This window comes from Pseudomonas ekonensis (genome assembly GCF_019145435.1).
Classification (GTDB): Bacteria; Pseudomonadota; Gammaproteobacteria; order Pseudomonadales; family Pseudomonadaceae; genus Aquipseudomonas; species Aquipseudomonas ekonensis.
In genome coordinates, this window is record NZ_JAHSTS010000001.1 from 2,298,509 (window position 1) to 2,309,984 (window position 11,476).

The following is an 11,476-nucleotide window of genomic DNA, read 5'->3' on the forward strand; positions in this document are numbered from 1 at the left end:
TGAGGAGCGTGGTGCGGCGGCGCACGGCCGCCTTCAGCTCATTGAGGCGCCTGGGCGGCGCGCTCTGCCCTCAGCTGGGCCGAGCGTTGCGGAAACATCAACGGTGCATTTAAGTAGTGCGAATACGGCACGGTGTGGCGGTCGCTGGGCAGATCCTTGGTCAGCTCGGGAAGCTTCAGCCAATGCACGCCCGGCTTGTAGTGATGTTCCTGGTGGTAACCGAGATTGAAGGTCAGCCAGTTGTAGAGCTTGCCGTAGCAACTGACCGAGTCGCGTTTGGGGTCGAAGGGATCGGTGGCGCCCCAGTGCTGGAAGTAGTTCTCGCCCTGGCGCAGGCTGTCGATCAGGTAGGTGACCGGGATGAAGTAAAAGAAGAAGAACTGCCAGTCGGTCAGGCACAGCACCAGACGGAACAGGAACCAGGCCGCCAGGTCGTACTTCGCCGCCTTCAGCTTCGACGGCTCCAGCAGTTTCTTCAGCGCCCGGACACCCAGTGCAGGGTCGTCGGGCGAGGCCAGCGCCGCGACGCGCTCCAGGGGCCAGTGCTTGAGCAGGATCAGCAGGACGAGATACTTCAGCCCCACCGATTCGAGAACGAACAGGCCGAAGTTGACGAGTTGCCCGGACAACGTGCGCTTGAGGCCGAGGATGCGCAGGATGGACGTGTCGTTCCAAGACTGGTGGGTGACATGGTGAATGCCGTGCCCGATGTTGTAGGGCGTCTTGGGCGCTTCCGTCATGGAAAAGCCCATTCGCACCAGGGTGTTCATCCAGCGGATGCGAAAGAACGGAGTGTGGTAGTGGTTATGGTTGGCGCCGGCATTCTGCAAGGACAAGGCAAACAGCACAGGCACCATGGCCAGCAGCGCGATCAGGGAAAGGTGTTCGTAGTTCAAGGCCAGCAGCCAATAGACGGCGATCTGGAACGGAATCACCAGGCAGCATGCAAGATCCCAGTACGAGTACCTGAAGACTTTACTTTGAAGCATGTCCACTCCTTGTGTGGCGCCTTTTCGCAAGACAACGTTGCCCGATGCCGTTCGCTGATGAGGCAGCGGCATGATCGAAAAAGGGCAGAGGTTGCGGGAAGAGGTTCCATCCTGGCAGGGGCACGATCCGATAAGGCGAGCCCTGAGTATTTATGAGCCGCCGACATGTGAACCGATGCCGGCGGCAAGTGTTGTAGCTCTATTATCTGAATCCGCGTGAGAGGTTTTTTGCTTTTTTCGCCGTCCGAACAAAGGCTTCGGAATTTTTATTTCTCTTTCGGCAGGTAAAAAAGAGAAAAAAATCAGTTCGGATTTTCCGCCCGGCAAACACGGGCATTTGCCGGTTGCGCAGCGTTCGCCCGGCAGGGCCGCCTGTTTTTTGTGCCGACCGGTTTTTCCCCTATTCTTGCGCACGCTCGCCCCATCCGACCCGCCGTGCGGGCGCCATGGCCGCACCGGCGATGCCCGCCGCACCCTTCAAACAGTGTTATTACGGAAGCCATTCATGACGGACTTTGACGCGCTGAGTATTGCCCAGATGGCACGGGCCATTCGTGAGGGAGACGTCACCAGCCGACAGCTTGTCGAGTTCTATCTGCGCCGCATCGCCGAGCGCAACGGATCGATCAACGCCATTGTCCAGCCGGCCGATCCGGCCCGGTTGCTCGAACAGGCGCAGGCGGCGGACCGCAGGGTCGCGGCGGGGGAGGCGCTGGGGCCGTTGCATGGCGTGCCCATCACCATCAAGGACGTCTGCCATGTCGAGGGTTTCAAGATGTCCTGCGGCATGCCCGAATGGCACGGCGCGCCGAGCCCGGCCGACGCCACCGTGGTGCGGCGGCTGCGCGAGGCCGGCGCGCTGATCCTGGGGATCACCAATGTCCCGGAGCTGTGCATGTCCTTCGAGACGGAAAACTTCCTGTACGGACGCACTCTCAATCCCTTCGACCTTTCCAGAAGCCCCGGCGGCAGCAGCGGCGGGGAAGCCGCCGGCATCGCCGCAGGTTGCAGCCCGGCAGGCTTGGGTTCGGATGCCGGGGGCAGCCTGCGCATACCCGCGCATTTCAACGGCGTGTGCGGGTTCAAGCTGACCCAGGGCCGTGTCCCCCTGACCGGGCAATACCCGGTGGAGCGAACCGGGCTGATCCACATGACATCGGCCTATGGCGTGATGGGGCGTTATGTGGATGACATCAAGCTGCTGGGGCAACTGATCGCCGGGGCGGACGGCCATGACCCGGACACCGTCGACGTACCGTTCGAGGATGACCTGCCCCTCGCCCAGGCCCGGGTCGCGCTGTTCCATGAGCTGCCGGGGGTGACGGTGCGGGCTTCGGTGCGCGACGCCCTGCAACGGGTCGCCGGCCTGTTGGAGCCGCAGGTGCGGCAAGTGAGCCAGGTCGCGCCGCCGGGCATGGAACAGGCGTGCGACAGCCTGTGGAACATCTTCCTTTCCGGTGGCGATGCCGCCCGGGCCTGGGACAAGTTCCTGCCCAGCCTTGGGCGCGACAAATTCTCGGCGTGCCTGGAAGGACTGGTGCAGGCGAGCAGGGAGACGGAATTGAGCGTCGATCAGTTCAAGGTCGACCTTGCCTACATCAATACCTTCCGCCGTGGCCTGAGCGGTTTCTTCCGCGACCACGACGTGCTGATCTGCCCGGTGTTCCCGGATGTCGCGTTCAAACCGGGCGAATCGCTGGACGGCCGCTCACGGTACGGCTACGTGTTCCCCTTCAGCCTGTCCGGTTCGCCGGTGGTGGTGCTGCCGGTGGGGCTCGACCCGGAGCTGGGCCTGCCGATCGGCCTCCAGATCATCGGCCCTCACTGGAAGGAACAGCGCCTCCTGGCGCTGGCCGCGCTGCTCGAACGCCAGCTTGAGCGGTGGCGGCCGGCGGTTTTTGGCGAGGTCTGAGGCTGCGGGCGGCCTCCAGGTGGCTGGAGGCCGGGGAAGGGTGGGTTGAGCCGGTCGACGGGGCCGTTGCTCAGAGGCTGTCCGGGTCGCCAAAAAACATCTGAATCCTCGACCGCAACCAACGCTCGCCCGGATCGTTGTCCTGCGATCCGCGCCAGGCCATGTGCAGTTCGAAGGTGCGGGTCGGCAGCGGCGGGTCTTCGGCCCGCACGCCGCCGGCGGCGGTCAGGGCGTCGGCGGTGTAGTCCGGCACGGTGGCGACGATGTCGGTGCCGGTCAGCAGCGTGCTCAGGCCGTTGAACTGCGGCACGGCCAGCACCACGTGGCGCTTGCGGCCGAGCTTTTCCAGTTCTTCGTCGATGAAGCCGCTGAGGTCGCCGGCGAACGACACCAGCGCGTGCGGGCGCGCGCAGTAGTCGTCCAGGCTCAACGGCCCCGGCACGGTGTCGGCGCGCAGCAGCTTCGGCTGGCTGCGGCGCAGCACCTTGCGCTTGGCGTTGGCCGGCAGGTCGGTGGTGTAGCTGACGCCGATGGAGATTTCCCCGGAGGCCAGCAGGCTCGGCATCAGGATGTAGTTGACCCGGCGCACCACCAGCACGATGCCCGGCGCTTCGGCGCGAAGGCGTTTGAGCAGCATGGGCAGCAGGGCGAATTCGACGTCGTCCGACAGCCCGATGCGAAACACCGACGTGCTGGTGGCCGGGTCGAACTCGGCCGCACGGCTGACCGCCGTGGAGATCGAGTCCAGGGCCGGGGAGAGCAGGGCGAAGATTTCCACGGCGCGGGCGGACGGTTCCATGCTCCGGCCCGTGCGCACGAACAGCGGATCGTCGAACAGGCCACGCAGGCGCGAAAGCGCGGCGCTGATGGCCGGCTGGCCGAGGAACAGTTTTTCCGCGGCGCGGGTCACGCTGCGTTCGTGCATCAGCGTTTCGAAAACGATCAACAGGTTCAGGTCGACACGACGCAGGTCATTACGATTCATCTGGAGTCCTGGCAGAGTCATCAAGCTTGACGAGAGCGACCATATGAGAACAATGGCCGGCATGAATAGTACGGGGAAAGGCTGGTACTCTGCACCGGAAAATTGAGCTTTACTGAGCGGGTTCCGGTCTTATGCCCATGGATTTTGCCAATGCCGCCCATGCTGCGGAATCAATGACAGGCATGTCGACTATTAATGGCCGCTGATGGTCTTGGCTGGAAAGCCCAGATAGAGTTCAGGGCATTAGAGGTTACTTTGACGAGGTTTGCGATGTCCCGCACGATCCGTTTTCACAAGTTTGGTCCGGCCGAGGTGCTCAAGTGCGAAGAGCATGCGGCCGCTCAGCCAGGTCCCGGCGAAGTGCAGGTGCGCGTCGAGGCGATCGGCATCAGTTGGTACGACACCCTGTGGCGCCAGAACCTGGCGTCGTCCCAGGCCCGTCTGCCTTCGGGCCTCGGCCATGAAATGGCCGGCGTGGTCACGGCCGTCGGCGAAGGCATCGAGGATCTGGCGGTGGGCGACAAGGTCGCGAGCTTCCCGGCCGAAAGCCCCAACGACTACCCGGTCTACGGTGAGCTGATCGTGCTGCCGCGCACCGCGCTGACCCGCTATCCGGACGTGCTCACGCCGATCGAGGCCAGCGTCCACTACACGCCGCTGCTGATCGCCTATTTCGCCTACATGGACCTGGCGCGGGTCAAGCCCGGCCAGTTCGCCCTGGTCACCGACGCCAGCCACTGCGCGGGGCCTTCCTTTGTCCAGCTGGGCAAGGCGCTGGGCGTCAAGGTGATCGCCGCGACCAAAACGGCCGAAGAGCGTGAATACCTGTTGTCGCTGGGGGCCGAGAAGGTCATCGTCACCGAAGAGGAAGACCTGTTGACCCGCGTCAACAAGATCACCGACAACCGTGGCGTCGAGATGGTGTTCGACGGCCTCGGCGGTCCGCAGATGTCGTTGCTCGGCGATGTGCTGGCGCCTCGCGGCAGCCTGGTGCTGTACGGCCTGCAGGGCGGCAACCAGACGCCGTTCCCGGCCTGCGCAGCCTTTCAGAAGAACATCCAGTTCTTCGTGCACTGCATCGGCAACTTCACCGGTAAGCCTGAACTGGGCATCAAGCAGGACGGCGACGCATTGCAGCGGGCCCTGCGCGACATCAACCAGTTCACCGCCGACCGCGTGCTGGTGCCGCTCAAGACCCGGGTGTTCCCGTTCGACCAGTTCGTCGAGGCCCACCGCTACATGGATGAGTGCCCTTGCCGCGAACGCGTGGCCCTGCAGGTCGAAACGGCCTGACCTTCCAGTCCGGGAGTCCGTGCCGCCACGGACTCCTTCCTCTGCTTCACGCCCCTGGCCGGACTTTCACCGGCGTCCGCACGCAACCGTTCAGCAACTGAACCGGTTTTTGCCTGCGATCTGTATCTTCTAATCGTCCCTCAAGCCCTGATAATTGAATGATTACTTTCATCTCAAGGAATGAGCCATGTCTGTGCATTCTGCTTTTTCTGGGCGAATAATCTTGTTTGTCTTTTTGCGATATGCCGATTCTTGTTTAAAGGTTGTAGGCGGCTTGCAAAAAGCATTCTTTATTTCTTGTGGTCACTGTTTGTGGGACTGCGTAAGAAGTTTCCTAGGACTCTCCTTTGCTCGTGGAAAACCCTTGCAGCCCTTGGTCTGCGCTGGTTTCATGGGTTTGGCGGCACTCAAGTGTTTCAAATAACTACGAAATCTTAAGTGTTAGGATTCAGCGTCTATTTATTAATGATCCATTATTCCGTGCCACTGAGTTTGGCGGCGGGGTATGAAATTTTTCTGCACCGGGTAAGAGACCGATGAGCACAATCCATGATCAGGCAATGAATTATGTCTACCAGCAAGTGCTGCAACGCTTGTTGAGTTTTTTCTCCCGCGCAGAACGCACGGCGCTGCAACTTCTTATTCAACGCCTCGTCGTCGCGGCCGGCGGCACCGAGCGCATCGGCGAGTTCAAGGTGCTGGCCGTCCAGACCGGCACCCGGGACAGTTGCTATGCCCTGGCGATGCTGCGGGCCGCTCAGTTGAGCATCGCCGGGCGCGCGCCGGCCACCTTTCAGCTGCGGGTGGCGACCTTGCGCTATGAAAGCAATGACCAGGCCGCGCTCGAGAACATGCACCGCAGCCATGCCGCGCTGTTTCTCTGCGACGATCCGCGGGTCGAACTGCTGATGGTCGATCACCGCGAGGTGATGCCCTTCGATCACCAGGCGCCCATCAGCGAAGGCGGCAGCGAGGCCAACCGCATCAATCTGCTGATGGTGGGCCACCGCCGGAACTGGAGCGACCCGTTGGAGCTGTGGGACGACCGTTACCTGGCGACGGCGGAATTCCATGGGCAGGTGGCGCGCTGGAACAACGGCGTCGATGTGCTGGCCGGCAGCGACTGCGCAGCGCGCCAGAGACGCTTCATCGACGGGCTGGACCGTGCGGTGCGCAAGGTCGGCATCGGACCGCTGGCGGACAACTCGGGCAGCTACGACCAATTGTTCGCGCTGCTCGACGGCCTCGACGGCGACTGCTACCGCCGGCTCTACACCGAGCCCGAGCGCATGCCCTGGCGCCCGGAAGGGCAGTTCGAAGCCTGTCGGCGCACGGTGTTCATCGACGTCCACGACATGCTCGTCGCCAAGCTCGACGACCGTTGGCCGCTGCTCAGCGAGTTCCTCGGGTTTCAGCCGGCCGAGTGGTCCGCGGCGCTGTTCGACGACGAATGCCCGGATCCGCTGGTGGCCGCTTACCTGTGCGGCCTCCAGGCCCGGTTCGTGGAAGGGCACGGCTACGAGGCCGGCGTCCAGGCGTTTGTGCAGCGCAGCCTGGCGGCCATGCGGCGTCGGCAGGTGCCGGAGCCGGTCTGCGAGCATCTGGCCGCGACCTTCGCCAAGCCCCAGGGGTATGAGGAGTTGAGGCAGAAGGCCCTGGCCGGCCTGCAATCGCGCTTCGGGCTGAGCGAAAACCAGATCGTCTGCCTGTTGTTTGCGCCGTTCACCGACAGCGGCGCAGGCCTTGAGCGTTTCTTGCGGGCCTGCCACCCCGGCATGCTGGTGGCGATTGCGGATCTGCACCGCGCGATGCAGGGCCTGCACGCGCCGGAGCAGGTGCTGCAGTGGATGGCGGAGGTGAGCGGATTGCCCGTCAGGCTCATCGGCCGGCTGTATGCCATGGAGCCCGTCCCGGCGCTCCCGCAGCGGCCGCTTGAGTCGGCGTCGCCGATGGACGGCGGCGTGTTCGGGGGCGACCGCTCCCAGGAACGTTAGGATGGGCGGCGCGCACGACCGTGCCTGGATCGCGCCGGGCCGGCGCCCATGAAGGCGCGGCGGGAGACCGACTTTGCGTATCAGGCGGTGTACCGCTACCTGACCCGACTGATGGCTGGCTGCAGCCCGGATGAAAGCATCCGTTTGCCGTCCCTGCGTCAACTGGCCGAGCGCCTGAACGTATCGATTTCGACCATCCAGTGCGCCTACTCGCTGCTGGAGAAGGAAGGGCGGGTGTATTCGGTCGCCAAGTCCGGCTATTTCGCCCGTGCCGTCACGTCTGCGCCGTCGCCGGACGATGGCCGCGACCTGCTGGAGACCGTCTATGTCAGTGCCCGCTGGCCGGGCATGAAGGTGCTGAGCGGTGACGAGCCGGCGTCGATCCAGCCCTTGGACAGCCCGTTGCTGGTGCTTGAGCGGGAGCTGCTGCGCCAGTATCCCCGGCCGTCGCAGTGGCTGGCGCCTCCTTGCGGCGAACAGCAGTTGCGGGCAGCCGTGGCGGCCCGCTACACCACGTCGCACCGGCAATGCTGGCATGCGGACGACGTGTACGTCGGCGCCGATCTGCGCGGCGTGCTGGAGATCCTGATCGCCGTGCTGGATCTCAAGCATGCCACCCTGGTGGTCGAATCGCCTTGTGACTGGGTGATCCTGCGCCTGTTGCAGTCGGCGCAGGTGCAGGTGATCGAACTGCCGTTGCAGGCCGCAGGCGGGCTCGACGCGCAGCGGCTGGAGGATCTGCTCAAGACCCGTTCGGTGGCGCTGATCCTGTTGTCTTCCGGGTTGAGCATGCCCCGGGGCAGCCAGGTGCCGGCGGACAACCGGCAGTCCATCGCGCGCCTGCTGGCCCGGCACGGCACCTGGGTGCTGGAGAACGATTGCTACAGCGAACTCGACGAAGGCCTCGATCGCTTGCGCCTGCGCGACTTGCTCGACCCTGACCGTCTGCTGGTGTTTTCTTGCTTCGAGAAGTTCATCGGTGCGGAGGCGCCGTACGGCTACCTGCTGTCGCGGCAGTGGCGCACGGAACTGCAGCGGCATTTCCTGTTGCGTTCGTTCCGCCTGTCGCCGATCCGTCAGAAAGCGATCGCGCGCCTGTACGACAGCGGGCGGATCGATCAGCACCTGGAGTCGTTGCGCCGCCGCTTGAGAGAGCACCGCACGCCCATGGTCGAGCTGTTGCGCGAACGGCTGGGGGAGAGCCTGCAGGTAGTCGAGCCTCAGGGCGGGGCGACGCTTTGGGTGCGCGCCAGGCGCCCGGTGGACATGCGCGACGTCTTCCGGCGCCTGCTCAAGCAGCAGGTGGTGATCGCGCCCGGAGAGCTGTTCAGTCTGCAAGGGCTGCATGCCCAGAACCTGCGTTTGAGCCCCCTCGGCCTGGATGCCCGGGACGCCTGGGGCACGGTAGGCCTGCTGGCGGATGCGCTGCGTCTGGCGCCGCTGCGGTGAGCGGAAAAAACATTAAATGTTGTCAGGATAGATCCCATCGCACTGCGGTCGAAGTGCCAGTAAACTGCGCGGTATTTCCTGAACCACTCTCTCTCAGAGGTTTTGCATGACACTCAGTCCTTTTGCGGGCAAACCGGCACCGACAGATCTGTTGGTCGACATCCCGCGACTGGTAACGGCCTATTACACAGGTCAGCCGGATGCATCGGTCTCCACCCAGCGTGTGGCGTTCGGCACCTCCGGGCACCGGGGCAGCTCCTTCGACTTGAGTTTCAACGAGTGGCACGTGCTGGCCATCAGTCAGGCGATCTGCCTGTACCGTGAAGCCCAAGGCATCACCGGGCCGCTGTTCGTCGGCATCGACACCCATGCGCTGTCGACCCCGGCGGGCGCCAGCGCCCTGGAAGTGCTGGCGGCCAACGGCGTGACCGTCATGATCGCCGCCGGCGACGAATACACGCCGACGCCTGCGGTGTCCCACGCGATCCTTTGCTACAACCGCGGGCGCACGTCCGGCCTGGCCGACGGCATCGTCATCACCCCCTCGCACAACCCGCCGCAAAGCGGTGGCTACAAATACAACCCGACCAACGGCGGTCCGGCCGACACCCACATCACCAAGTGGATCGAAGCCAAGGCCAACGAGCTGCTGGCCAACAAGCTGGCCGGGGTCAAACGCATCAGCTACGAGCAGGCGCTCAAGGCCGACACCACCCACCGCCACGACTACGTCAACACCTACGTGGCCGACCTGATCAACGTCATCGACTTCGACGCCATCCGCGCGGCCACACTGCGCCTGGGCGTCGATCCGCTGGGCGGAGCAGGGGTGCGCTACTGGTCGGCGATCGCCGAGCACTACCGTCTGGACCTGGAAGTGGTGAACAAGCAGGTCGACTCGACCTTCCGCTTCATGACCGTCGACTGGGACGGCCAGATCCGCATGGATCCGTCCTCCAGCCACGCCATGCAGGGCCTGATCGGCCTCAAGGAGCGCTTCGACGTGGCGTTCGCCTGCGACCCGGATCACGACCGTCATGGCATCGTGACCCCGAGCGGCGGCCTGCTGGCGCCGAACAACTATCTGGCCGTGGCCATCGACTACCTGTTCCGGAACCGTCCGCAATGGCGCGCCGATGCCGCCGTGGGCAAGACCGTGGTCAGCAGCGGGCTGATCGACCGCGTGGCCAAGCGTCTGGGCCGTCGCCTGTACGAAGTGCCGGTGGGCTTCAAGTGGTTCGCTGACGGCCTGTTCGACGGTTCGCTCGGCTTCGGCGGCGAAGAAAGCGCCGGCGCCTCGTTCCTGCGCAAGGACGGCGGCGTCTGGAGCACCGACAAGGACGGCCTGATCCCTTCGCTGCTGGCCGCGGAAATGACCGCCCGCACCGGTCGCGATCCGGGCCAGGCCTACCGGGCGCTGACCGACGAGCTGGGCGAGCCGTTTTCGGTGCGCGTGGACGCCAAGGCCAACCCCGAGCAGAAAGCGCTGCTGAGCAAGCTGTCGCCGCAGCAAGTCACCTCCACCGAACTGGCGGGCGAGAAGATCGACAGCATCCTCAGCCACGCGCCAGGCAACGACCAGGCCATCGGCGGCCTGAAGGTGATGACCGAGAACGGCTGGTTCGCGGCGCGTCCGTCGGGCACCGAGGACATCTACAAGATCTACGCCGAAAGCTTCATCGGCGACGACCACCTCAAGCAACTGGTGGCCGAGGCGCAGACCCTGGTGGACGGTGCGATCAGCGCGAAGTGACCACGGATCCTGCTGCACCCTGGCCCCTGTGGGAGCGGGCTCGCCCGCGAAAGCGGCGGGTCAGGCACTGGAGATGTCGGCAGGGCCTGCCTTTTTGCGGGCAACCCCGCTCCCACAGTGAAGCGTGAAACAGAAAGGGGCGACCATTGCGGTCGCCCCTTTTTTTGCCTGCGTTCCAGCCGTCAGGCCAGATCCACCAGGACGACCTCGCTGTCTTCGATGGCCGTGACCGTCAGCACCTGTTCCTGGGCCACCGCGACGCCGTCCCGGGCCTGGGCGCGCAGGCCGTTGACGTCGATTGCGCCGGTGGCCGGCACCAGATAGGCGCGGCGTCCGGCGTCCAGGCGATACTCCGCCGTTTCGCCGGCCTTGAGGTTGGCGGCCACCAGGCGGGCATCGGCGCGGATGCGCAGGCTCTGGTCATCGCCGTCCTTGCCGCTGGCCAGCGTCACGAAGCCTTCGCGCTCGCCTTTGGGGAAGGGCTTGGCGCCCCAGGAGGGCGGCGCGCCGGTTTCGGTCGGCAGGATCCAGATCTGGAAAATCTTGGTGTCGCCCGCTTCGAGGTTGTATTCGCTGTGTGCGATGCCGGTGCCGGCGCTCATCACTTGCACATCGCCCGCTTCGGTGCGGCCCTTGTTGCCCAGGTTGTCCTGGTGGCTGATCGCGCCTTCACGGACATAGGTGATGATTTCCATGTCCCGGTGCGGATGGGTGGGAAAACCGGTGCCGGGCGCGATGATGTCGTCGTTCCACACGCGCAGGTTGCCCCAGCTCATGCGTTGCGGGTCGTAGTACTCGGCGAACGAGAAATGGTGATGGGCATCCAGCCAGCCGTGGTGGGCGCCGCCCAGCGAGCTGAAAGGTCGGAGTTCAAGCATGGTCGTGATCCTCGATAGGTTCCCGGAGCAGCGGGGAATGACGGGCATCATCCATCAGGAAGTCATCGATAAAAAGCGTAAAAAGTGCGCCATAACAATCGAATCTGTCGATGCTATTGAACCTCGAAACGGTCTTATCCAGCCTTCGATTCGTCGTCTAACCCCATGACCTGCAAGCATTTCGCTAGAACTCAAGAGCAATTCCAGACACCATAGCGCTCAA

At 64.1% G+C, this 11,476-nt stretch carries 10 protein-coding genes; 6 read left to right on the forward strand and 4 right to left on the reverse strand.

What is annotated here, in order from left to right; genetic code table 11:
• Positions 1–38 precede the first annotated feature (38 nt).
• Both KVG96_RS10130 and KVG96_RS10135 read right to left on the reverse strand, forming a co-directional pair.
• Positions 39–989 (reverse strand): fatty acid desaturase, encoded by a 951-nt coding sequence (locus KVG96_RS10130; protein WP_217891903.1) that lies wholly within the window; start codon positions 987–989, stop codon positions 39–41.
• 150 nt (positions 990–1,139) lie between these two features.
• Complete coding sequence (locus tag KVG96_RS10135; protein ID WP_217891904.1) at positions 1,140–1,403, reverse strand: hypothetical protein; 264 nt, start codon at positions 1,401–1,403, stop codon at positions 1,140–1,142.
• A gap of 91 nt (positions 1,404–1,494) precedes the next feature.
• Here KVG96_RS10135 and KVG96_RS10140 point away from each other — a divergent pair, with 91 nt between their 5' ends.
• A complete protein-coding gene (locus tag KVG96_RS10140) occupies positions 1,495–2,901 on the forward strand; it encodes an amidase (protein WP_217891905.1) in 1,407 nt (468 codons plus the stop codon).
• 70 nt (positions 2,902–2,971) lie between these two features.
• On the opposite strand, the gene KVG96_RS10145 is transcribed toward KVG96_RS10140, so the two are convergent.
• Positions 2,972–3,886, reverse strand: coding sequence for a LysR family transcriptional regulator (locus KVG96_RS10145; RefSeq protein WP_225927239.1), 915 nt, complete (start codon positions 3,884–3,886; stop codon positions 2,972–2,974).
• Positions 3,887–4,156: 270 nt separating this feature from the next.
• On the opposite strand from KVG96_RS10145, the gene KVG96_RS10150 reads away from it, so the two are divergent.
• From KVG96_RS10150 to pgm, 4 genes are all read left to right on the forward strand, one after another.
• Entirely contained in the window at positions 4,157–5,179 is a 1,023-nt protein-coding gene (locus KVG96_RS10150; RefSeq protein WP_217891906.1) for a zinc-dependent alcohol dehydrogenase family protein, read from the forward strand.
• A 536-nt stretch (positions 5,180–5,715) separates the two neighbouring features.
• Positions 5,716–7,173: a hypothetical protein gene (locus KVG96_RS10155; protein WP_225927240.1), complete on the forward strand. Its 1,458-nt coding sequence runs from the start codon at positions 5,716–5,718 to the stop codon at positions 7,171–7,173.
• Between the two features lie 48 nt (positions 7,174–7,221).
• Positions 7,222–8,622 carry an aminotransferase class I/II-fold pyridoxal phosphate-dependent enzyme gene (locus tag KVG96_RS10160; protein WP_217891908.1) on the forward strand — a complete coding sequence of 467 codons (1,401 nt, stop codon included), beginning with the start codon at positions 7,222–7,224 and terminating at the stop codon, positions 8,620–8,622.
• A gap of 106 nt (positions 8,623–8,728) precedes the next feature.
• Positions 8,729–10,375 carry a phosphoglucomutase (alpha-D-glucose-1,6-bisphosphate-dependent) gene (pgm, locus tag KVG96_RS10165; protein WP_217891909.1) on the forward strand — a complete coding sequence of 549 codons (1,647 nt, stop codon included), beginning with the start codon at positions 8,729–8,731 and terminating at the stop codon, positions 10,373–10,375.
• 182 nt (positions 10,376–10,557) lie between these two features.
• On the opposite strand, the gene KVG96_RS10170 is transcribed toward pgm, so the two are convergent.
• Positions 10,558–11,253 (reverse strand): pirin family protein, encoded by a 696-nt coding sequence (locus KVG96_RS10170; RefSeq protein ID WP_217891910.1) that lies wholly within the window; start codon positions 11,251–11,253, stop codon positions 10,558–10,560.
• On the opposite strand from KVG96_RS10170, the gene KVG96_RS10175 reads away from it, so the two are divergent.
• The gene (locus KVG96_RS10175; protein ID WP_217891911.1) at positions 11,252–11,422 is read left to right on the forward strand and encodes a hypothetical protein; all 171 of its coding nucleotides are present in this window, start codon (positions 11,252–11,254) and stop codon (positions 11,420–11,422) included. The genes KVG96_RS10170 and KVG96_RS10175 overlap by 2 nt on opposite strands.
• Positions 11,423–11,476 lie beyond the last annotated feature (54 nt).

Coding starts and splice junctions, on each gene's coding strand:
- KVG96_RS10140 (WP_217891905.1), top strand. CDS start 1,495: ATGACGGACTTTGACGCGCTGAGTATTGCCCAGATGGCACGGGCCATT.
- pgm (WP_217891909.1), top strand. CDS start 8,729: ATGACACTCAGTCCTTTTGCGGGCAAACCGGCACCGACAGATCTGTTG.
- KVG96_RS10170 (WP_217891910.1), bottom strand. CDS start 11,253: ATGCTTGAACTCCGACCTTTCAGCTCGCTGGGCGGCGCCCACCACGGC.
- KVG96_RS10145 (WP_225927239.1), bottom strand. CDS start 3,886: ATGAATCGTAATGACCTGCGTCGTGTCGACCTGAACCTGTTGATCGTT.
- KVG96_RS10160 (WP_217891908.1), top strand. CDS start 7,222: ATGAAGGCGCGGCGGGAGACCGACTTTGCGTATCAGGCGGTGTACCGC.
- KVG96_RS10130 (WP_217891903.1), bottom strand. CDS start 989: ATGCTTCAAAGTAAAGTCTTCAGGTACTCGTACTGGGATCTTGCATGC.
- KVG96_RS10155 (WP_225927240.1), top strand. CDS start 5,716: ATGAGCACAATCCATGATCAGGCAATGAATTATGTCTACCAGCAAGTG.
- KVG96_RS10175 (WP_217891911.1), top strand. CDS start 11,252: ATGGTCGTGATCCTCGATAGGTTCCCGGAGCAGCGGGGAATGACGGGC.
- KVG96_RS10150 (WP_217891906.1), top strand. CDS start 4,157: ATGTCCCGCACGATCCGTTTTCACAAGTTTGGTCCGGCCGAGGTGCTC.